Raw genomic sequence first — 20,961 nt, 5'->3', positions numbered from 1 at the left:
CGCTTTCTTAAATTTCCACCTTTCTCAAGCTCCCCTCCTTGGATAAGGAGGGGTTGGGAGTGGTTGGTTAATCTAAAATTTTTATTCTATGGACTATTGACCGTAGACTATGGACTATTTTGCTTCTTTCACTTTAATGTCGGTACCCAGGCGTTGCAGGTAGGCAATCAGGGCGACGATTTCTTTATCCGGTTTTACTTCGATTTTTTCCAGGGCTAGTTCTGCGGCTATTTTTTCGGCCTGCTTTTTCAGGTCGTCGTTGGCCTGTTTTTCGTAGCCTTCCGGATAAGGAGTGCCTAATTTGCGTAAGGCGTTGATTTTAGCTTCGGTAGTCGAGATATCCAGGGTTTGATCAAACAACCAAGGGTAAGGCGGCATAATAGAACCCGGCGACATGCTGGTAGGGTCTAGCATGTGGTGGTAGTGCCAGCTGTGCGGGTACTTCCCTCCTACCCGGTGCAAATCCGGCCCGGTACGTTTAGAGCCCCACAAGAACGGACGGTCGTACACGAATTCGCCGGCTTTGGAATACTCGCCGTAGCGCTCGGTTTCGGAGCGGAACGGCCGTACCATTTGGGTGTGGCAGTTCACGCAGCCTTCCCGGATATACACGTCGCGACCTTGTAATTCCAGAGAAGTATAAGGCTTCACGGCGGCAATAGTGGGTACGTTCGAGTCAATCAGGAATGTCGGAATCATTTCCACGGCTCCCCCAATCAGGATGGCAACGGTTGCCCAAACGGCTAATTGTATGGGGCGGCGCTCAATCCAGCGGTGCCAGTGACCATCGTGGTGCGGACCTTTTACGGCTGGCATTAACGGGGCGGCATGCGCTTCTTCGTTCGCTAATAAAGTACCTTGTTTTACGGTTTTTACCACGTTGTAAATCATCACGAACACACCGCTCAGGTACAACACCCCGCCTATACCGCGCATATAATACATGGGTACTAATTGCAGCACGGTTTCGAGGAAGTTAGGATATTGCAGCAAACCTTCTTTGGTAAACTGTTTCCACATTAAACCTTGGGTAAACCCAGCCCAGTACATCGGGATGGCGTAGAACAAAATACCCAGCGTGCCTAACCAGAAGTGGGTGTTAGCTAATTTTTTAGAGTATAATTTGGTCTGGAAAATGCGGGGCAACAACCAATACAGGATACCGAAAGTCAAGAAACCGTTCCAACCTAGGGCGCCAACATGTACGTGGGCTACAATCCAGTCGGTGAAGTGGGCAATGGCATTTACGTTTTTCAAAGAAAGCATCGGACCTTCGAAAGTAGCCATGCCGTAAGCGGTAATTGCTACTACCATGAATTTAAGTACCGGCTCTTCGCGTACTTTATCCCAGGCGCCGCGCAGGGTTAAGAGGCCGTTAATCATCCCGCCCCAGCTTGGTGCCAGCAACATTACCGAGAAAACTACCCCTAAACTTTGCGCCCAATCGGGCAAAGAGGTATATAACAAATGGTGCGGACCAGCCCAGATGTAAATAAAAATCAAAGACCAGAAGTGAATAATGGATAAGCGATAGGAATATACCGGGCGGTTAGCGGCTTTGGGTAAGAAGTAATACATCATGCCCAGGTAAGGCGTGGTTAAGAAAAATGCCACCGCGTTATGGCCGTACCACCACTGCACCAACGCATCCTGCACCCCGGCATAAGCTGAATAGCTTTTTAAGAAAGTAACCGGAATAGCAAAAGAGTTTACAATGTGCAGCACCGCTACAGTTAAAAAAGTAGCAATGTAAAACCAGATACCCACATATAAGTGGCGCTCGCGGCGTTGCAGAATAGTACCAAACATATTCCAGCCGAATACCACCCAAACCAAAGTAATGGCAATATCAATGGGCCATTCCAACTCGGCGTATTCTTTAGAAGAAGTGTAGCCCAGCGGCAAGGTAATTACCGCCGACACAATAATGAGCTGCCAGGCCCAGAAGTGAATTTTACTCAGCTTATCGGAGTACATCCGGGTTTTACAAAGGCGTTGCAGGGAGTAATACACCCCCATAAAAATACCATTGCCCACAAAGGCGAAAATCACCGCGTTGGTATGCAGGGGCCGTACCCGACCAAACGTGGTATACTGGGTACCCATATTCATTTCGGGGCGGGCCAGCTGAAAGGCAATAATAACCCCGATGAGCATACCGGCCACCCCCCAGAAAAGGGTAGCATAACCAAAGTCGCGGACAATCTTATTATCGTAAAAGAATTTATCCAGCAAACTGTCCTGCTCGGCGTAAAGCGGCTGATTGGGAAGAGTAATTGTTTGCGTTAACATGTGCGTGTTAGTTTTAGAACACCACAAATATCCGGAAGAGGCTTAGGGGAAAAGATGACGGCCGTCAGTTTTGGGGGTGATTGTTGTCAGGGGGAGGATTAGAATTGAAAGTGTAAATCTTAAAAATTAAATTCTAAACTTTGATTAAACAATAATTATATTTAAAACTAATCCATTAATATTATCCATTCAGACCATTGTAGAGCCCCATAACTAATTAAAACCACTTTTTACTTATCCTAAATGGAAAATTTAAATGTATTGAAAAAATTTACCTTGGCACAGGAATCCTTAGTTGTGCAACAATCTGATTTTTCATTAAAAATTATTTCTGAAATGGTTGAAAATGGCGCTGTTGATATTGCCCCACACTATCAAAGAAGAGAAAGATGGGATTTAAATAAACAATCAAGTCTTATTGAATCCTTTATCCTTAATGTTCCCGTTCCTCCCGTTTATTTGTCAGAGGATGATTATGGAATTTATAGCGTTATTGACGGTAAACAAAGAATTACTTCAATTAGAAGTTTTATAAAAGACCAATTTCCTTTAAAAGATTTAAAGAAGTTTCCCGAATTAAATGGTTTAACTTTTTCTGAATTGCCTCCTAATATAAAAAACGCCTTAAGTGTAAGGCCTTACTTAAGGGTAGTAACATTATTAAAGCAATCAGATCCAGATTTAAAATACGAAGTTTTCTTACGATTAAATACTGGAGGAGAAAAATTAAAGGCACAAGAGATAAGAAATGTTGCTTATTCTGGAAGATTTAATGATTTATTGTTTGAATTATCTGAAAACGAATTTCTAAAAGACAGATTGAAGATCAATAATGAAAACAGTAATGCTTTTAGAAACATGGATGACCTTGAACATGTCTTACGTTTTTTTACGCTTAATGAAAAATGGCAAAACATTGGGAATGTATTATCAATTGAAATGGATAAATATATGGCTGAAAATAGAAATCCTGATGATAGAAAAGTTAGCGATTTAAGATTTATATTTAATGAAACTATAGAATCATGTAAGCTGATTTGGAATAACAAATCTTTTCATAAATACACAGGAAATTCATGGCGGGAACAAATGATTTCTCCATTATATGACGCCCAAATGGTAGCCACTTCAAGGATAATAATTGACGGCAATATTAGCACAATTAAGACGAAAAGCGAAGAGATCCTAGAAGGAACAAAGCAACTTTTTGAAAACGACTTTGATTTTGTAAAATCCATTAGTCAAGCGACAAATAACCCTGCCAATATTTCTATTCGGATTAATAAAATTTATGATTTATTAAATGGTTTAATATAATTTTATGCCATCTGCAAAACAGAATTTTTTAGATAGAATTATCCATATAAGAAAATCATTAGAAATTGATACATTAAATGATAGAACATCAAATCACATTGAACATAATAATATTGCAAAAATATTAAGGAACGGAATTGCTGTAGTAGGTTTTGTTGCTCTAGAAGACTTTATAAAATCTAGAACAGGAGAAATATTATCGGAAATTGGATTAACTACAGTTCCATTCAACAGCTTACCTGAAAAAATTAGATTATCAACTACATTAGAAACTTTAAATTCATTAAATAGAGTATCTAAATTAGAAACTTCAATCAATGATAGAATACAATTAATACAAAATGAAGCAAGGAAAATTGCGTCTACAGTGAACCCAACATTTGAGTTAACACAATATGCATTTGGTTATAAAAACTCAAATATAAGTGCCGACGAAATTAAGGAAATACTTAGCTCTTTTTTAATTAAAGATCCTTGGAGAAAAATGACTATAGTTTCAAGTCGTTTAGGTTTAACTTCGTTACCACTTGATAACTCTTTCAAAAATGCAGCCTTAAGAAGACATCAAGCTGCACATTTAGGAAGCAGTTCTATTCCCATTAACGATTTAAAACAATATGTAAAAGAAGCATTTGGTATAGTTATAAGTTTTGACTGCCTCATTTCAAAATGCCTTTTAGAAATCAGGAATCATAATGTATCATATTTAAACAACTCGTTTTCAATAAATGATTCTCATATTAAATTAGGTTTTATTAATTTTGATTCTAATAAATGGAAGTATAAGAAAGAAAATCAATCTAGGGCTACAAGAACGAATATAGATTTAAATATATTAAAATCAGAAGTTATTTCACTAGCATCAAGAAGTGGTGAGTGCCTAGTTTTATATGATAAAGATAATAATGTAGTTGATTGGTATTTATAAATACCTTGATTGTTTATAAATACTTTAATAAATATAATTACTATTTAACAATCAGGTTACCTTTCGACAACCAATTATGGAATTATTACACGAAGAAACCCTCTATGGCGCGGAAGTTACTTCCGTGCCTTCCGAAACGAGCCTGCTCGATCAGCGGGAACTAAGCCCCTACTTATTCTTTTTCCTACTTGCCTTTTCCTGTTCTTAGAAACTTAGCTTAACTACTGTTCACCGTTATTATTAGTGCTTTCTATCCTATTATTTTATAGTTAGTCACGGAAGTAACTTCCGCGCCATGGTTGCCATAGTTGGAGCCACGGAAGTACCTTCTTAAACGTATCTTCTGAATCACCGGGAACTAAGACCCAAACGGGCTTTGTCTGGCAAGCATGAGCGAAAAGTACAAAATACGGGATGCCGATAAAATCTACTTTATCACTTTTGCCGTGGTGCATTGGGTAGATGTATTTACCCGTCGCGAATACAATGACTTACTAGTAGAAAGTTTTAAATATTGCCAGCAAAAGAAAGGACTGGAAGTTTATGCCTGGGTTATCATGTCGAACCATTTGCATTTGGCTTTAGGAACAAGCGGGCAAGAGCCGCTTACCAATATCATCCGGGATTTTAAAAAATATACTTCTGTTGCCATCATTCGGGCCATTCAGGCGAACGAGCAAGAAAGTCGGAAAGATTGGATGCTGGCTATTTTTCAAAAAGCCGCGGAAAGTAGCCGCAAACACCAGAAATACCAGTTCTGGCAAAATCAATACCACCCGGTTGAACTTTTGGATAATGATAAACAGCAACGCTGTCTGGATTATATTCATCAAAATCCCGTGAAAGCTGGAATGGTAGCCGAAGCTGAACATTATGTATACAGCAGTGCTCTGGATTATGCTGGCGGTAAAGGTCTACTACCAATAAAGTTTATGGAGTAATCTCGCTAATCGTAGGGGAAGGCACGGAAGTAACTTCCGCGCCATAGTTGTATTTAAATTTCTCAAATAATTAAGGAATTACGAGCTGCAAGCTCGCACTAGCGCTGAGTTTTACTTCAATTTGCTTTCTTCTCCAAATAGCCACACTCCCCTAAATTTCCTCATCTTAAAAGCTACTCCCAAAATTAAAACTCCTAAGTTTGCGTACTTAAAACGCACTTATGGAATTATTGCACGAAGAAGAACTATTTGATAAAATTGATTTTTCGGGGAAGAAGCTGGCGGGTATTGAGTTTAATGCCTGTACGTTTAAAAACTGTAATTTTGCCGAAAGCTCTTTTGCCGGGGCTTTGTTTATTGATTGTACTTTCGAGACCTGTAACCTGGGTTTGGCGAATCTGGACCAGGCCAAACTGCAAACCGTGGCTTTCCGGAACTCCAAGCTGCTGGGTTTAAACTTTAGCCGTTGCGATAACTTTTTGTTTGCCATTTCTTTTTACCACTGCAACCTGGATTTTAGCAGTTACGTGGGCAAAAAACTGAAGAAAACTACCTTCGATACGTGCAGCATTAAAGAAGCCAACTTTGCCGAATGCGACCTGAGCGAAGCGGCTTTTTTGAATTGCGACTTATACCAAACCTTGTTTAACCGCACCAATCTAACCAAAACCGATTTCCGGACGGCTTATAATTACGCTATTGATTTAGAACAAAATCCGGCCAAAAAAGCTAAATTCTCGTCGGCAGGCTTAAGCGGCTTACTGGCCAAATACGATTTGGTAATTGAATAAAGAATTGTTTTAATAAATGAGCGCGGTTTTCTGGCTGTACCTTTCGCTGTTACTCTAAGCCATTATACGTACGGCCCGAAATTTTACTAAATTGAATGCGGTAAAAAACCTGGTTGGAAATAATCGCTTTTACTTCCTCTATTTCTTTCTCCGCCTGAGTTGCAGACGTAGGAAATGCAAGAGTGGTTCTTTTCCGGAGAAAGTATTCGGTATAGCGAGGCCTCAATTCATTTAATTCTGCTTTATCCGTTATTTCTTCAAAAACGCCATTTACAATTACACACTTCCAATTGTTGGAATCCACAATTTCATCTACTTCAAAACATACCGTAGCGTGGTGGCGCATAATATCTATTTTCAGTCCTTCCAGCGAGTAACAGATAATCGAATTTCCCTCGAACCGGTAATTAGTGGGTACTACATACACATTCTCGCCATCGGTACAGCCAATCCGGCCAATGGAATTACTTTTTAAAAAATGGATACTTTCCTCTTCCTTCAATTCCCTAAGCATATTTTTATTTTTTAATAGTTATTTAAAAGGTTTATTCGTCGCATAAACCACCCGATACAGGTTTAATTGTGCATAGATTTCCGGTGGATGGCGGTCTATTGCAACCGGCTGTAAATGATTGTTACCGTACCTACGGGTTGTCTTTCGGGGTTTCTTCTTCAAATAACATCCGCACCGCCGGGGTATAATCGTCTTCGTACTGCCCCGAGCGTACCGCCCAGATAAAAGAACCCAGAAACAGCAAGGCTACGGTTAAGCTAATACCAATTAATAAAAATATTATAGTCATGATTTTAAGTGTAATTACGTTTTAATGGATGGAACCTCGTTCAAAAATCAACCAACCCCAACCCCTCCTTATCCAAGGCGGGGAGCTTTTTTACATTTACCAGTTTTCATTTACCATTTACCAGAATAGTTCCGGGAAATTAATTCTCCCCCTACCCCCTCCGAAGGGGGACTTTTAACCTCCTGACATATTTATTATTTACTAAATACTCAGGATACCAAACTCATAAACAGAGTTAAAATATACCCCTTACCAGCAATGCAACAGTAAACCATAATCAGGTGCAAAGCCCGACGATTTTGTGTTTGAGCGGAGCGAGTTGAAAATCGTCTAGACTTTTTTGGTTCTTTTTGTGTCAAGACAAAAAGAACAAAGAAATCAGCAATGAAACAACTCCGTAAGCAATCAAAGACATGTACCGTAGCTACGCAAGCAACTATACCTTCGGAAATATTATCGGATAGCCAACTACAGCATTTAATCTTTAATACTTTTATTACCAAACCCCATTTGCCAAGCCACTAACCGCACACCCAACACCGAACATACAATCACGCTCAGCGAGCTAATCGGCATAAGTATAGCGGAGGCTACCGGCGAAAACTTACCCATAACCGCCAGCGACAAGCCAATAATATTATAGATAAACGATACCCCGAAGGAACCCAGGATCACATACAAACTGCGGCGGGCGAAGCGTAAAAATTGCGCTAATTGCGTAAAACTATTGGCATCCAGAATGGCATCGCAACCCGGCGAAAAGCCATTAACGGAACTGGTTACCGAAATACCGGCATCGCTCATTTTCAAGGCGCCCGCATCGTTTAAGCCATCGCCCACCATTATTACTTTACGGCCTTGTTCTTTTAATGCAGCCACAAAAGCCAATTTATCGGCCGGCGATTGGTTAAAGCGCAGTTCGGCATCCTCGCCAAAGTAGTGCTGTAGGTTTTCTTTCTCCGATGCATTATCGCCGGATAGCACTGCCAGTTTTTTGCCTTGCTGTTGCAATTCAGATAGTAAGACTTTTAAGCCGGGCCGGTAATGGTTATGAAAGGTAAAATAACCCGGCTGCGCCACACCAACCCGAACATACACGCGGGTAGCCAAAGAATCCTGAGCTTCGGGTTCGGTGGCAGTGGTAAATTCCGCTGAACCAATTAGGATGGTAACTCCGTTAACCAAACCTTCCACGCCTTTACCGGAAACTTCGCGGTAATTAATTACGGGTAATATAGGCGCCGACAAGTAACTATATAAGCTTTGGCTTAAAGGGTGCGTGGAGTGCTGCAACACCGACCGGATCAGACTTTCTTCCTGCTTATTCAGCGATTCGCCCTGGTAAGCAATATCGGTTTGGGTGCTTTCGGTTAAGGTGCCGGTTTTATCAAAAACTATTGTATCGGCTTTGGCTAATGTCTCGGCTACGTCGCCGTTTTTAAGGTAAAATTTATGTTTACCAAATATTTTAAGCGTATTGGATAAGGTAAACGGAGTACTAAGCGATAAGGCACAGGGGCAGGCAATTACCAGCACCGAGGTAAACGCTTTAATAGCCATATCCGAATCGCGCGGTACCCAATACACGAGTGCTCCGAGGGCAATCAGCAAGGTTACCGAAATAAAGTAACTTCCCACTTTGTCGGCATAGGTGCCCACTCCAAAATAGCCTTTGTCTTTCCGGAAAACCTCGTTATTCCAGAGTTGGGTCAGGTAACTTTGCGATACATCTTTCATTACTTCCAGCTCGATGCTTTCGCCTACTTGCCGGCCACCGGCGTAAATAATTTCCCCGGCCACCTTGGGCACGGGCACCGATTCGCCGGAAACAAAGGAATAATCAATAAATGCCTGGCCGCGCAGCAGAATCGCATCGGCGGGTATTAGTTCCTGATTGCGGATGCGAATGCGCTGGGTAGGCACCAGTTCTTTTACGGCAATAATACGCTCTACTCCTTTTTTCAGAACCGTAACCGAAATGGGAAAATACGCTTTATAGTCCCGATCAAAGGCCAGGGCATCGTAGGTGGTTTGCTGCACGTATTTACCAATCAGCATGAAAAATACCAAGCCGGTAAAAGAATCGAGGAAACCGGGCCCGGATGCCGTAAAAATACCGTACACACTCACGCTGAATAAAGACAACAGACCCAGGCTGATGGGGGTGTCAAGGTTAATGTGTCGTTGTTTCAGCGATTGCCACGCCGAAGTAAAAAAGCCGCGAGCACTGTATAATAAAACCGGTAAAGCCAGCACAATGCTCAGGTAACCAAAGAAAGACCCAAATTCTTGTTTAATCTCGTCGGTAAAGGCAAAATACTCCGGGAAACTCAGCAGCATTATATTACCAAAGCAAAAACCGGCTAAACCCAGTTTTAAATTAATGGCATACTTACGGGAGAATTTTTTAGCAGATAGGTTTTCTAGGTTAAGTGTGGGGGCATAGCCAATCTTGTGCAGCAACGTTACAATGGCGCTTAGTTTGGTTTTGCCCGGATGGTAGGCAATGGTTATTTCTTTGCGCGGGAAATTCACCCGCGACTCCAGCACACCTTGGTCCAGTTTATAAAGGTTTTCGAGGAGCCAGATGCAGGAACTACAGTGCATACCTGGTATTTGAAACAAAACCTTGTGCAGCGTATCGCTCTGAAACTGGAGTAACTGGTTCTGAATACTGGCTTCATCGAGGTACGCAAACTGGCCTACGTTTACGTCTTCTTCTTTTACGGTTACACCCGGTTTTTCGCTTTTATCGAGAGCGTAATAGGTGCAAAGATTATTCGCGTACAAAATTTCGTACACCGATTTGCATCCCGTGCAGCAAAACGGTTTTTCTTCGGCATAAATAGGAGTACTGGTACATTCGTCGCCACAATGGTAGCAATAATCTTTTACCAGAGGAAGTGCGGTTTCCGGCATGGTAGTTCATTCTTTTATTCTGTACAAAATTATCCCGGACTCGCGGCGTTAAAGATGATGGAAGTCATGACGCCTCATGATTCATCTCATTCGAATCAGAGCGTAGAGGCCGCATATTTGTTATGTTTCAAATGAATGAACTCAATGCTTAGAGCCAGTCCGATATTTGAATAAAATAAACCGCAAACTATTACCAGTCCAGAGAGCTTGATAGATGGAAGTTCAGGAATATAGCTAAGATGTGTATAGACTTACTTATCATTCTTTTCTCAGCTCTGGTTACCAGAAAATATACAACTATTATGAAAACAACTAAAAACGATATTGCCACCCCAACCGACATTAATATATTGGTGGAGGCTTTCTATGAAAAAATAAGATCGCAACCTTACCTGTGTGCCTTGTTCGAGCATCTCTCGCCGCGCGATTGGAACCAGCATCTTTTCCAGATGAAAAACTTCTGGGATTCGGTCTTACTTAAGTCCGCCACTTACACGGGCCATCCGCTTATTTTGCACGCTTTTTTACCAGACGAACGCGCCCAGGTAAAGCAGTGGATTCACTTGTTTCAGGAAGCAGTAGAAGAGCATTTTACCGGACCAACTGCCGCCACTGCTCAAACGCTGGCAAATAAAATAAGACGCGTATTTGCTTATCCCTCCACAGCCAAATAATTCTGAGTACCAGAATTTTATCAATCTAACAACCAATAACAAACAACTATCAACTAATTACTTCCCTTATGAACCGCATTGTACGGGAGCAAGAAAACCCTGTAGTTACCCAAATTATTCTTTTTGCCCTCTTGCTTTGGGCCGGAATGGTGGCCGGTATTTCATTTCTGGAAGCGCCGGTAAAATTCGCGGCACCGCAGGTTACCCTGGCTATTGGTTTAGGAATTGGCCGGCTGGTTTTTGGCTGGCTGAATAAGTTTGAACTACTTTTTAGCTTGGTAGTGATGGCTGGCTTATTTTATAATCGGGCACCGTTTCGAATATGGACGCCGGTGCTTCTGCTTTCCGCTGTTTTGTTCGTACAAACTAACTGGCTGTTACCGGCTTTAGATGCCCGGGCTTTACAGATTATTGCTGGCAAAATTCCGGGCCCCAGCAAATTACACTTTGTTTATGTTACCCTGGAAATATTTAAATTAGGCTTATTGCTGGGCACCGCTTCTGCCATATTCCGGCAACAATTTGTACCTCAAAGCAATCGGCGGGTTCCCGCTTATAATTAAATACACGTATGCTATCCGAACCAAAATATGTACCGACAGACCTGGAAAATGTAACTGACCAGATAAGCTATCAGCCAGAAAAATTCAGTTCTAAAATTCTGCTGAACAATGGGCAACAAAAGAGTATTTTATTTGCCTTTACCGCCGGACAAGAACTAAAAACCCATACAACGCCTCAGCCTGCTTTATTAATTATGCTGGAAGGAACTTGTTTATTTCAGATAAAAGATGGGCCTTCCAAAGAACTAACCGCGGGCGAAGTCATTGTTATTCCGGCCGACATTCCTCATTCTTTAGTGGCAGTAACTAATTTTAAAATGATTTTAGTAAAGTAAGTTTTGCCTAATAACCATACGTTTGTCGTATAAAACCTAAGAATCAGGAGTTAATTTCCTGTCCGGAATGTTTACTCTAAAACACTCTTGTATGCAGCATATAGTAACCGACATTACCACCGAAGCCGATATACAAAAGCTAGTAGATACCTTTTACGATAAAGTAAATCAGGATGCCTTGCTAGCGCCGATATTTAACGACCATGCCCAAGTAAACTGGGAAAAGCATTTGCCTATTATGTACCGGTTCTGGAGTTCTATTTTATTAGGCACCGCTACTTACGAAGGACAACCTTTTCCAAAGCACGCTTTTTTGCCCGTAGATCAGGCTCATTTTGCGCAATGGCTGCGCCTTTTTTACGAAACAGTTACCGAGAATTTCCGGGGACCAGTAGCGGAAGAAGCAAAGCTGCGCGCCGCCAATATTGCTCGCATTTTCTCGAATAAAATTCGCATAATTCAAGGTCAGGCACCTGCTATCCCTTTTGTAAACCGGGAAGAAGAGAACTGATTTACTAAAAAACAGATAATAAAAAGTCTCTGGCAGTCATACCCAATAGTAAGCAGTAATTGCTATAGCGGACTTTGATGTTGTTCTTTGGAGACTTTGCAAGTCTCCATTCACTGGTGCTGTCTAAATTGCTACTTTCAAGATTGCCTCCATGGCCGGCGGGCCTCGTTTGGCTTTTCCGCACTCGCTAGCCTTCCTTTCCTCGACTCCGTCTGCGGAATGCCTCGTTCCTCGGCACCGGAAACTTAGCAGGTGCTCCACAGCCAAACTGGTGTTAGTTGCTCTTAGCTCCAGCTTTTACTTTTTTAGTAGTATAGATTGTATTAAGTAGATTGTAATAAGTCGAATTTATTAGAATCTGTTGAGACGGAAAGCAGAACAGGAAGTTTAATTCCGTTAATTCTTGTCATTAGTAACCACCAATTAAAACCATTTTCCTTCTTCTTGATTAAACAAGTTAATACTACAAGTGAATTATATAAGATGTGGAAGAAAAGCAACAACTACAAGCAACTGATACCAGTTTGGCTGTGGAGGGCCTTTTAGCGTTCCGGTGCCGACGCAGGAGGCATGGCGCAGTGCACGAGCCAAGGTTCGCTAAACCGCCCGAGAGAGCTAAACGGGGCCTGCCGGCCACGAGGCAAACTTAGCCTTGTCAAACTAGATGGAACCTGTGCCTGGAGGCTGGAACAGGCTTCAAAGAAAACGCTTACTAGCAAGCAAAATCTAGAGTAGCTTTTTGATACTATTTGGTATTAACTGCCAGAGACTTTTTTATTAAAACAAAATTATTAAACTTCTTGCTTTTCCAGGTTAAATAAGGCGGTTAAACCAGCCAGTAAGTTTTCTGATTCCCCACGCTGGCAAGCGGCTTTAAGTTCCAGTACCGGCAGTTTTACAATTTTATTCAGAATGTTTTTGGTGATAGCTTCTATTACCTGGTGATTGGCTGGATCAATACTTTTAAGAGCCCGATTTACTTCCTGCTGGCGAATTTGCTCAAGTAAACTTTTAAATTGCTGAATAGCCGGGGAAATTACCATTTCGCGCGCCCAGTTATCAAACTCTAATATGGCTTCGGCAATAATAGCATTTACTTGCGGTATAGCAGCTAGGCGTTGTTCCAATGCTTCGGTAGCCCGGTTTTTAATGGTATCAATATTATACACTTCCACGCCGGGCAGCGTAGCCAATTTATCATCCACGCTGCGAGGCATGGAAAGGTCGATGAAGTACTTATGCGGGCTTGCGGGTAGTTCTGCTACCTGCTGTTTGCTGATGAAAAAACAATCGCCGGGTACGGAAGAAATAATTACATCGGCGGCTTGCATTTCAGCGGTAATATTTTCCCAGGAAACCACGCGGGCATTTGCTTTTTGGGCCAGTTCAGCGGCTTTGTGGTAAGTGCGGTTTGCAACAACCACATCCTTTATTTTGGATTTCTGGAAGTTCAGGCAAACGTTCGTTCCCATTTCACCTACGCCAATCATTAATACTCTTGGGCTTTTAATAAATTGGGTAATTTCTTCTACCAGCTCTACTGTGGCATACGAAACTGATGCGGCTCCGTCGCGGAAAGCCGTTTCATTGGTTACCCGCTTATTCGTAAAAAATACAGTATGTAGCAACCGGTGCAAAAAAGGCCCTGCCATTCCAGCATCTGCCGACCATTGATAGGCATTTTTCACCTGGTTCAGAATCTGAAAATCACCTACTACCTGCGACTCTAACCCTAGCGCCACCCTAAATAAATGTTGCACCGCCTGCTCCGGTTCTAATATCCGCTGGAAGTAAGGTTCCACCTTTTTTATAGCCAGAAATCCTTTTTCAATGGCAATTAATTTAATAATTTCCAGCGATAGATCTTTATCGGAAGTGTAATATACTTCGGTGCGGTTACAGGTAGATAATACCAGTGCTTCCAGCACATTGGTGTACGTTTTTATCTTATCCAGCAAGTGCTTACAAGCGGTCTCATTTAAAGAAACCATTTCCCGGATAGCAATAGGGGCATTTTTGTAAGATAAGGAAAGAGCTTTTAACTGGTTCTGCATGTATTTCAGATTTCTATACAAATTTCCGTAAAGCACGCTTCCGTAAATATGATAAAAGTCATTCTTTTAGCAGATTGTTGTCATGAAGGCTATAGATAATTAGAAAAGTAATGAAAGGTATAAGAAATTATCGCTAGCGTCTTCACTCGTGAGGCTTATCGTCCGTCTTCAGGTTAGTGGTAATAAAACTTAATCTCTTCTAAGAAAAGTATAACCGTTCGCCCGGCCGGAGGCCTACCTAATGGTAGACACGAGCGTGGACGCTCGCGCCAGGATAATAGGTAGCTGTAGTTCCTAGGCTACCATGGTTTCTTTTCGAGATATCAAATAAAATATAAATAACAGGAAATTCTAATTCCGCATGCGGGCGAGCTTATCTGAATTTAAGATAGTGATTTTGCCGCCGTTAATATCAATCAGTTTTTCATCTTTAAAATCGGATAGGGTACGGATTACGGTTTCTTTGGAAGCGCCTACTATATTGGCGAGGTCTTCGCGGGACATAGTTACCTGGTAATTTTTGCCTTTATCCTGCTGGTATTGTTTTTCCACTAAAAGCAAAGCTTCGGCTACCCGTTTCCGCACCGAATTATATGCCAGCTTTAGCAACCGCTCTTCGCGGTCGGCCAGGTTATCCGATAAGATTTTAATAAATTTATTGGCTACGTCGCGGTTGTGGTACAACAACGAAAAGAACTCATCTTTATGGATGATACATACTTCGGAGTCTTCGAGAGCCACCGCGGATTCGCGGTACGTTTTATCTTCGAGTAAATCCAGGTACCCGATAAAATCGCCTTCTTTATATAAGTTGGTAATGTACTCGCGTCCCTCCTGGTTAGTTTTGTAGGTTTTTATTTTGCCTTTACTCAAAAAAAACAAGGCTTGCGGGTATTGCCCTTCCGTGAATAACTGCTGTTTTTTCTTATACTCCGAAAGCTTGCGTTCGTTGGCAATAAGGCTGTTTAACTCCTGCAAGCCTTTGGCTTCCTGCATAAAATCGTTCAGGCCTTCCGCATTTTTCTGAAAATCCGCTTTCAGGATTTCATTCTTTTTCAGACGCATCTCTACGGCGTCCAGCAGTTCCAGGTCATCGAAGGGTTTAATTAAATAATCATCGGCCCCTAAATTCATGCCTTTCCGAAAATCTTCTTTCTCAGACTTAGCCGTTAAGAAAATAAAGGGAATGCCCGAAGTACTCGGATTTTTGCTCAAAAGGTGTAAAACGCCATAGCCATCCAGTTGGGGCATCATAATATCGCAGATAATTAAATCGGGCTTTTCGGTTTGAGCCAACGCTACCCCGGCTTTGCCGTGCTCCGCCTGTACAATATCATAATCGGCCAGTGATAAAATTTCAGCGATATTTTCGCGTATTTCAGAATTATCTTCTATCAGCAATATCTTTTTCATAGGCTGGGATTTCTGGGGAAATCTACGGTAAAAGTAGTACCTTTATTTAAAACGCTTTGGTAATGCAGCGTACCATTCATTATATCTACGTACCGTTTTACGATATTCAGGCCCAAACCGGTACCCTCGTAGTTGGTGGCATTCTGAGCCCGAAAAAAAAGCGTAAATAAATGAGTCTGATCTGCTTCGGGTATGCCTATTCCTTCGTCCTGAACTTGCATGGTTATACGCTCCGGGGTAATGTTGGTAGTGAAGTAAATAGTTTTGCCTTCGCCGGAATACTTACTGGCGTTGGATAACAGGTTTAAAGTAATATTTTTGAGCAATTGTTTATCGAGCGTTACCTGGTCGGGCTGGCCTTGGTGCTGGTATTGAATGTGCTGTCCTACTTTAATATAACCCTGCATTTCTTCTACAATACCGGCGGCAAATGGCTCCAGCGCGAAAGTAGTAGGCACGTTGTATATTTTGCCTTCTTCGATGCGGCTCAACGACAAAAAATCGTTGAGGATACCTGTTAAATTACTGACCGCCGATTTTATCCGGCTCACGTGTTTCTGACGTTTCTCATCATCTTCGGTGAGTTTGTATTTGCCAATGAGAGAAGCCGAAGATAGAACGGTGCTTAAAGGTGTCCGAAACTCGTGCGAAGCAATGGTAACAAACCGGGATTTGAGTTCGTTTAATTCTTTTTCTTTTTGCAGGGCTTTCTTTATTTCCTGCTGCGCCTCAAATAAACTTTTATTTGTTTCTTCTAACTTAATAACGGCTTCGGCCAGTTCCTGGGTACGCACTTTTACCCGCTGTTCCAGTTCAGAATTTAGCTTTTGAATTTCGGCGAGACTTTTCGCGTGTTCAATACTGTATCGCACGGAACGCTCCAGGTCAAAGGGCGTAAAGGTACCTTTTACCAGGTAATCAGAAGCCCCAATGCGCATGGCTTTCTCATCCGTTTCGCGGTCGCTTTGCCCGGTAAGCAAAATAAAAGGGGCCATACTACCACTCTCAATGGCTTTGGCAATTAATTCCAATCCATCGTGGGCACCTAAGCGGTAATCAATGAGGTACACATCATGGTTCCATTGATGGATTATTGTTAAAGCTTCGTCAAAAGAAGACGTCCATTCGAGTTGGTAATTACTGGCGGGTATATCACTAATTATATCGCGCGTGATGATGTAATCATCTTCATCGTCATCTACCAGTAATACTTTTATTTTTTCAGGCATTTGGGATGATAATATTTAAATAAAGAATAATGCTGGCGTAGCTACGGCTGTCGTTACAATTTTTTAGTAAATTATTTCATTGCTCGCTTCTTTGTTCTTTTTAGTGTTTAAACCCTTCCACCCCAAAGGGCACCTTCCCTAAAAACAGGGAAGGAGAGGCGGCTGCTTTCATTAAAAGAAAGCTACTAACACCAGCACCTACCTAAATGGATTATATTTATGCAGAGCTCTTTAAAGCAGATTAACCTATTTCTTTGTTATGGTTTGCGGACTGCAAGCTATGGACCGCCTAGTCTATTTTACCTTCGGTAACTCTACAATATCAAACCAATATTCCGTGAGCTTTTTCATGGTATCTACCAAGGAGCTAAAAGTTACGGGCTTGGTAATAAAGGAGCTTACGCCTAAATCGTAGGTATTCAGAATATCTTCTTCGGCTTTGGAAGTGGTTAAAACTACTACCGGAATCAGGCGCAGGTGGGCATCTTCTTTAATTTCCTTCAGGGCTTCCCGGCCGTCTTTTTTCGGCATATTTAAATCCAGCAGAATCAGCCCCGGACAAGAGTATTTTTCTTTGTCGGCATATTTTCCTTTGTTACGCAGGTAGTCCATTAATTCTTCGCCGTTTTCTACGAACTGAATGGTGTTTTTTAACCGGTTTTCCTCCATTGCTTCTTTTAGTAGCATCCGGTCTTCGGCATCATCGTCGGCAATTAAAATAACTATGCTTCTTTTATTGTCGCTCATGCGCGTATATTTATTGCTGAGGTTGTTTAGTAGCTAAGGTAATGATAAAACGGGTTCCTACACCCACCTGGCTTTGGGCAGTAATATCGCCACCGTGCCGGATGGCTATTTTCCGGCAGATGGCCAGCCCAATGCCCGAGCCTTCGTATTTATGCCCTTCCAGCCGTTGAAAAATATTAAATATCCGGTCCAGGTATTTTTCGTCGAATCCAATGCCATTATCTTCTATCGATATTTCCACTTGTTGATCGCCGGGCGTTGCGGTGAGGTGCGCCTGGCGTTGCAGTTGCCGGGCATATATGTTAATGATGGGCTGCTCGTTTTCTTTCCGGAACTTGATTGCATTGCTAATTAAATTCTGGAAGAGTTGTCGTATCTGGGTAGGCTCGGCTTCTATGTCGGGTAAAGGAGACCGGTTTATTTGCGTTTGCGTTTGCTCAATGGTTATTTCCAGATCTGAAAGTACTTCGGTTAGTATTTTTTCGAGACTTACCCGCACAAAAGGCTTGCTTTTGGTAGTAACCCGCGAGAAAGCCAGCAAATCGTTGATTAAGTTCTGCATCCGGGAAGCTGCGTTTAGCATTCGTTCCAGATAATCTTTGCCCTGGTCGCTGAGGTTGGCGTGCTCTTTGGTTAGGAGCCGGTCGCCGAAAGCTTGAATTTTGCGCAAGGGTTCCTGCAAATCGTGCGACGAAACATAAGCAAAATCCTGCAGTTCCAGGTTGCTGCGCTCCAGTTCGGCGGCGTAGCGGCGTAGCTTTTCTTCGTTTAATTTTTGTTGGGTAATATCATGAATAAAACCGGTATACACCTTGCGGTCGGCTAATTCCACTTCACTAATACTCAAGTAAAAAGGGAAAATAGTACCATCTCTTCGTAAACCGGTTACTTCGCGGCCTATGCCAATTATCTTTTTCCTGCCGGTGGTATGGTAGTTATGCATATACCCATCGTGCCTGCTATGGTCGGGTTCCGGCATTAATACATTAATACTTTTGCCCAATAATTCATTGGCTTCGTACCCAAATAACCGGGCCGCCGAAGGGTTTACCATCTCGATGATGCCCCGGGTATCAATTGTAATAATCCCATCAACGGCCGCCTGAATAATGGAAGTGATTTTGTTTTCACTTTCGCGTAATGCCGCCTCCGCTTTTTTTAAATTAGTAATATCATGAATAATACCGGTAAAAATTTGTTTCTCCTTTAGTTTTACTTCGCTAATGCTCAATAAAAACGGAAACACCGTACCATCTTTTCGTCGTCCTAATACCTCCCGGCCTTTGCCGATAATCTGACCAATACCGGTTCTGTGATAATTTTGAATATAATTATCATGCTGGCTGCGATCCGGTTCCGGCATTAATATTTTAACATTTTGCCCGATAATTTCGGCTGGTTCATAGCCAAAAATACGGGCTGCCGCCGGGTTTACCGTTTCTATTATTCCGGCGCTATCAATGGTGATGATGCCATCTATGGCCGTATTTATGATTGCTTGTAAGCGGGATCTATCTTCTATGTTTTGCTCCAATGTTCAGTTCAGGCTTTTGGCAATATAATTATTTACAAAGATAATTACCAACCTTCTAAATTCTATGATAAGAATCATGGGGTTGTTTATTGCAGGTTACGAAATTTTAAGTAAAGGTTTACTTACGATTAGGACGTATAGTATTTAATAACGTTTCGTTCTTTGGAGCCTTAAATAAACTCTACAGAAAAGCCCTAATTTTAAATAATACCTCCATATTCATTCCTTAACTTTCCTGCTAAATGTCAGCCAAAAACAAGAGAATCATCATAAAAAGTATGTATTCCAAAAGATAGTTTTGAGCGAAGTAAATAGAATTAGTCTGCCTTACTAAATGCTGCTATTAAAAACTTATACAATATAATGAAACGACTACTTTCTTTATTAGCCGTGCTGGTAGCTGCTTTCGTGGCGGGCAGAAGTTGGACTAGTTTTAAGGTAAAGCTAGAAATTAAACGGTTGTTTTCGGCATCAAAACCTACCACAGGTAAAGTTTTTACTTATGCGCAAATAGTAGGTTTACCTAACCCGGTACAACGCTATTTTAAACTGGTATTAAGAGAAGGACAGCCGTACATTAACTTTGTGCGCTTAAAACATGAAGGTCAATTTAAAACTGATTTAAAGAAAGACTGGATGGCTATTACGGGAGAGCAGTATTTTACTACGGCTACTCCCGGGTTTATCTGGCTAGGTAAGACCAACTTATTTTCGGCCAAAGATAGGTTTGCTGCCGGGAAAGGCGGACTACAGGTAAAATTGTTTTCGCTAATTCCGGTTGCGGATGGATCCGGCCCTAAATACGACCAAGGCGAATTATTGCGCTGGCTAGGAGAAAGTGCCTGGTTCCCTACTAATTTACTGCCCTCTGAAAATTTAAGCTGGTCGGCCATTAACGATAATACGGCCCTACTAACTTTTACCTATGATCAGTTAACTGTTTCTTATAAGGTATATTTTAATGCTGCCGGCGAAATTACCCAAATGGAAACCCAACGCTATATGGGCGAACAAACCCTGGAAAATTGGGTTGGCAAATTCAGCGAATACCAGGATATAAACGGCATTCGTATTCCTACCCGAGCTGAGGGTATCTGGCGGCTAAAAACAGGCGACCATTCTTACGCAAACTTCAAGCTCAATTTAATTGAATACGACATACCAGAATCATTTTAAAAATAATATAGGCAAAGAAAAGCGTATGTTTAGTTTAGCTAAATTCTTTTTTCTGAGCTACTTTGTTTCCTGGGCGATATGGCTGCCGCTGTATTTGCCCTATTTTGGGGTGTATAGTGTGCCGGTTCTACCTTATCAGCATGGTTTGGGAGCCTGGGGTCCTTTATTGGCCGGCGTTATAGTACTGGGGCAAGAGCAAGGAAAATCTGGTTTGTTGCGCTTACTAAAAAAGTCATTTAATCCTTGCCCTACTAAATTTTTACTAATTGCCTTGCTTAGTCCTTTTCTCTTGTTTGGGATAGCTTCCTTACTGAATTTCTTATTCGTAAATCTCCCATTGAACTGGGTTATATAGGTAAAACAAAAGAGTATCCGAACTTTAATTTATTTCAATACTTTCTATTTAACCTGCTGTTCTTTGGTTTAGGCGAAGAAGTAAGCTGAAAAGGAATTACCTTGCCCCATTTTCAGCAGAAGCACAACGCTTTTGTCTCTAGCTTAATTTTTACCTTTTTTGGGCCATTTGGCACTAGCCTTTGTTTCTTTACCAACCAGGTTATACCAGCATGAATTTTTTGGAAATAATTGGCTGGTTTATCAGTTTACTTACGGGTAGTATTTTACTTACCTGATTATTTAATTCTTCCGGAGGCAGTATTTTTATCTGTGCTGTCTTTCATGCCGCCATCGACATTGCTTTTATTTCGGATTATATAACTTGCTGTAACCATTAA

20 protein-coding genes are annotated in these 20,961 nt (G+C 41.7%); 11 read left to right on the top strand and 9 right to left on the bottom strand.

Features of this window, described 5'->3' with window-relative positions:
• Positions 1–114: 114 nt before the first annotated feature.
• Positions 115–2,292 carry a cytochrome-c oxidase, cbb3-type subunit I gene (gene ccoN / locus HUW48_RS00795; protein WP_182413859.1) on the bottom strand — a complete coding sequence of 726 codons (2,178 nt, stop codon included), beginning with the start codon at positions 2,290–2,292 and terminating at the stop codon, positions 115–117.
• 243 nt (positions 2,293–2,535) lie between these two features.
• Between ccoN and HUW48_RS00790 the strand changes: the two genes are divergently transcribed.
• The 5 genes from HUW48_RS00790 to HUW48_RS00775 all read left to right on the top strand — a co-directional run bounded on the left by HUW48_RS00790 (position 2,536) and on the right by HUW48_RS00775 (position 6,269).
• Positions 2,536–3,609 carry a DUF262 domain-containing protein gene (locus HUW48_RS00790; RefSeq protein ID WP_182413858.1) on the top strand — a complete coding sequence of 358 codons (1,074 nt, stop codon included), beginning with the start codon at positions 2,536–2,538 and terminating at the stop codon, positions 3,607–3,609.
• A 4-nt stretch (positions 3,610–3,613) separates the two neighbouring features.
• Positions 3,614–4,537 carry a hypothetical protein gene (locus tag HUW48_RS00785; protein WP_182413857.1) on the top strand — a complete coding sequence of 308 codons (924 nt, stop codon included), beginning with the start codon at positions 3,614–3,616 and terminating at the stop codon, positions 4,535–4,537.
• Between the two features lie 76 nt (positions 4,538–4,613).
• The gene (locus tag HUW48_RS27145) at positions 4,614–4,745 is read left to right on the top strand and encodes a hypothetical protein (protein WP_262891479.1); all 132 of its coding nucleotides are present in this window, start codon (positions 4,614–4,616) and stop codon (positions 4,743–4,745) included.
• 181 nt (positions 4,746–4,926) lie between these two features.
• Positions 4,927–5,478 (top strand): REP-associated tyrosine transposase, encoded by a 552-nt coding sequence (locus tag HUW48_RS00780; RefSeq protein ID WP_182413856.1) that lies wholly within the window; start codon positions 4,927–4,929, stop codon positions 5,476–5,478.
• Positions 5,479–5,699: 221 nt separating this feature from the next.
• Entirely contained in the window at positions 5,700–6,269 is a 570-nt protein-coding gene (locus HUW48_RS00775; protein ID WP_182413855.1) for a pentapeptide repeat-containing protein, read from the top strand.
• Between the two features lie 49 nt (positions 6,270–6,318).
• Here the strand turns inward: HUW48_RS00775 and HUW48_RS00770 are convergent, their stop codons facing one another.
• The 3 genes from HUW48_RS00770 to HUW48_RS00760 all read right to left on the bottom strand — a co-directional run bounded on the left by HUW48_RS00770 (position 6,319) and on the right by HUW48_RS00760 (position 9,991).
• On the bottom strand, positions 6,319–6,783 hold the full coding sequence (locus tag HUW48_RS00770) for a pyridoxamine 5'-phosphate oxidase family protein (protein WP_182413854.1): 465 nt from the start codon (positions 6,781–6,783) through the stop codon (positions 6,319–6,321).
• 130 nt (positions 6,784–6,913) lie between these two features.
• On the bottom strand, positions 6,914–7,072 hold the full coding sequence (gene ccoS / locus HUW48_RS00765; protein WP_182413853.1) for a cbb3-type cytochrome oxidase assembly protein CcoS: 159 nt from the start codon (positions 7,070–7,072) through the stop codon (positions 6,914–6,916).
• A 477-nt stretch (positions 7,073–7,549) separates the two neighbouring features.
• Positions 7,550–9,991 (bottom strand): heavy metal translocating P-type ATPase, encoded by a 2,442-nt coding sequence (locus HUW48_RS00760; RefSeq protein WP_182413852.1) that lies wholly within the window; start codon positions 9,989–9,991, stop codon positions 7,550–7,552.
• Positions 9,992–10,293: 302 nt separating this feature from the next.
• On the opposite strand from HUW48_RS00760, the gene HUW48_RS00755 reads away from it, so the two are divergent.
• The 4 genes from HUW48_RS00755 to HUW48_RS00740 all read left to right on the top strand — a co-directional run bounded on the left by HUW48_RS00755 (position 10,294) and on the right by HUW48_RS00740 (position 12,074).
• Positions 10,294–10,665, top strand: a complete 372-nt coding sequence (locus HUW48_RS00755; protein WP_182413851.1) for a group III truncated hemoglobin — start codon at positions 10,294–10,296, stop codon at positions 10,663–10,665.
• A gap of 68 nt (positions 10,666–10,733) precedes the next feature.
• Positions 10,734–11,228, top strand: coding sequence for a hypothetical protein (locus HUW48_RS00750; RefSeq protein WP_182413850.1), 495 nt, complete (start codon positions 10,734–10,736; stop codon positions 11,226–11,228).
• Positions 11,229–11,236: 8 nt separating this feature from the next.
• Positions 11,237–11,563: a cupin domain-containing protein gene (locus HUW48_RS00745; protein ID WP_182413849.1), complete on the top strand. Its 327-nt coding sequence runs from the start codon at positions 11,237–11,239 to the stop codon at positions 11,561–11,563.
• Between the two features lie 91 nt (positions 11,564–11,654).
• Positions 11,655–12,074 carry a group III truncated hemoglobin gene (locus HUW48_RS00740; RefSeq protein ID WP_182413848.1) on the top strand — a complete coding sequence of 140 codons (420 nt, stop codon included), beginning with the start codon at positions 11,655–11,657 and terminating at the stop codon, positions 12,072–12,074.
• 791 nt (positions 12,075–12,865) lie between these two features.
• Here the strand turns inward: HUW48_RS00740 and hemA are convergent.
• The 5 genes from hemA to HUW48_RS00715 all read right to left on the bottom strand — a co-directional run bounded on the left by hemA (position 12,866) and on the right by HUW48_RS00715 (position 19,051).
• Complete coding sequence (gene hemA / locus HUW48_RS00735; protein ID WP_182413847.1) at positions 12,866–14,128, bottom strand: glutamyl-tRNA reductase; 1,263 nt, start codon at positions 14,126–14,128, stop codon at positions 12,866–12,868.
• A 351-nt stretch (positions 14,129–14,479) separates the two neighbouring features.
• Positions 14,480–15,541: a response regulator gene (locus HUW48_RS00730; protein ID WP_182413846.1), complete on the bottom strand. Its 1,062-nt coding sequence runs from the start codon at positions 15,539–15,541 to the stop codon at positions 14,480–14,482.
• Entirely contained in the window at positions 15,538–16,770 is a 1,233-nt protein-coding gene (locus HUW48_RS00725) for a hybrid sensor histidine kinase/response regulator (RefSeq protein WP_182413845.1), read from the bottom strand. The genes HUW48_RS00730 and HUW48_RS00725 overlap by 4 nt, the downstream gene beginning before the upstream one ends.
• A gap of 294 nt (positions 16,771–17,064) precedes the next feature.
• Positions 17,065–17,517 carry a response regulator gene (locus HUW48_RS00720; RefSeq protein WP_182413844.1) on the bottom strand — a complete coding sequence of 151 codons (453 nt, stop codon included), beginning with the start codon at positions 17,515–17,517 and terminating at the stop codon, positions 17,065–17,067.
• Positions 17,518–17,527: 10 nt separating this feature from the next.
• The gene (locus tag HUW48_RS00715; RefSeq protein ID WP_182413843.1) at positions 17,528–19,051 is read right to left on the bottom strand and encodes a sensor histidine kinase; all 1,524 of its coding nucleotides are present in this window, start codon (positions 19,049–19,051) and stop codon (positions 17,528–17,530) included.
• 363 nt (positions 19,052–19,414) lie between these two features.
• Between HUW48_RS00715 and HUW48_RS00710 the strand changes: the two genes are divergently transcribed.
• Together HUW48_RS00710 and HUW48_RS00705 are read left to right on the top strand one after the other, a co-directional pair.
• Positions 19,415–20,227, top strand: coding sequence for a DUF6544 family protein (locus HUW48_RS00710; protein ID WP_182413842.1), 813 nt, complete (start codon positions 19,415–19,417; stop codon positions 20,225–20,227).
• A complete protein-coding gene (locus tag HUW48_RS00705) occupies positions 20,199–20,582 on the top strand; it encodes a hypothetical protein (protein ID WP_182413841.1) in 384 nt (127 codons plus the stop codon). The genes HUW48_RS00710 and HUW48_RS00705 overlap by 29 nt, the downstream gene beginning before the upstream one ends.
• Positions 20,583–20,961 lie beyond the last annotated feature (379 nt).

This window comes from Adhaeribacter radiodurans, assembly GCF_014075995.1.
Lineage (GTDB): Bacteria > Bacteroidota > Bacteroidia > Cytophagales > Hymenobacteraceae > Adhaeribacter > Adhaeribacter radiodurans.
This window is presented reverse-complemented; position numbering and strand designations above follow the sequence as displayed.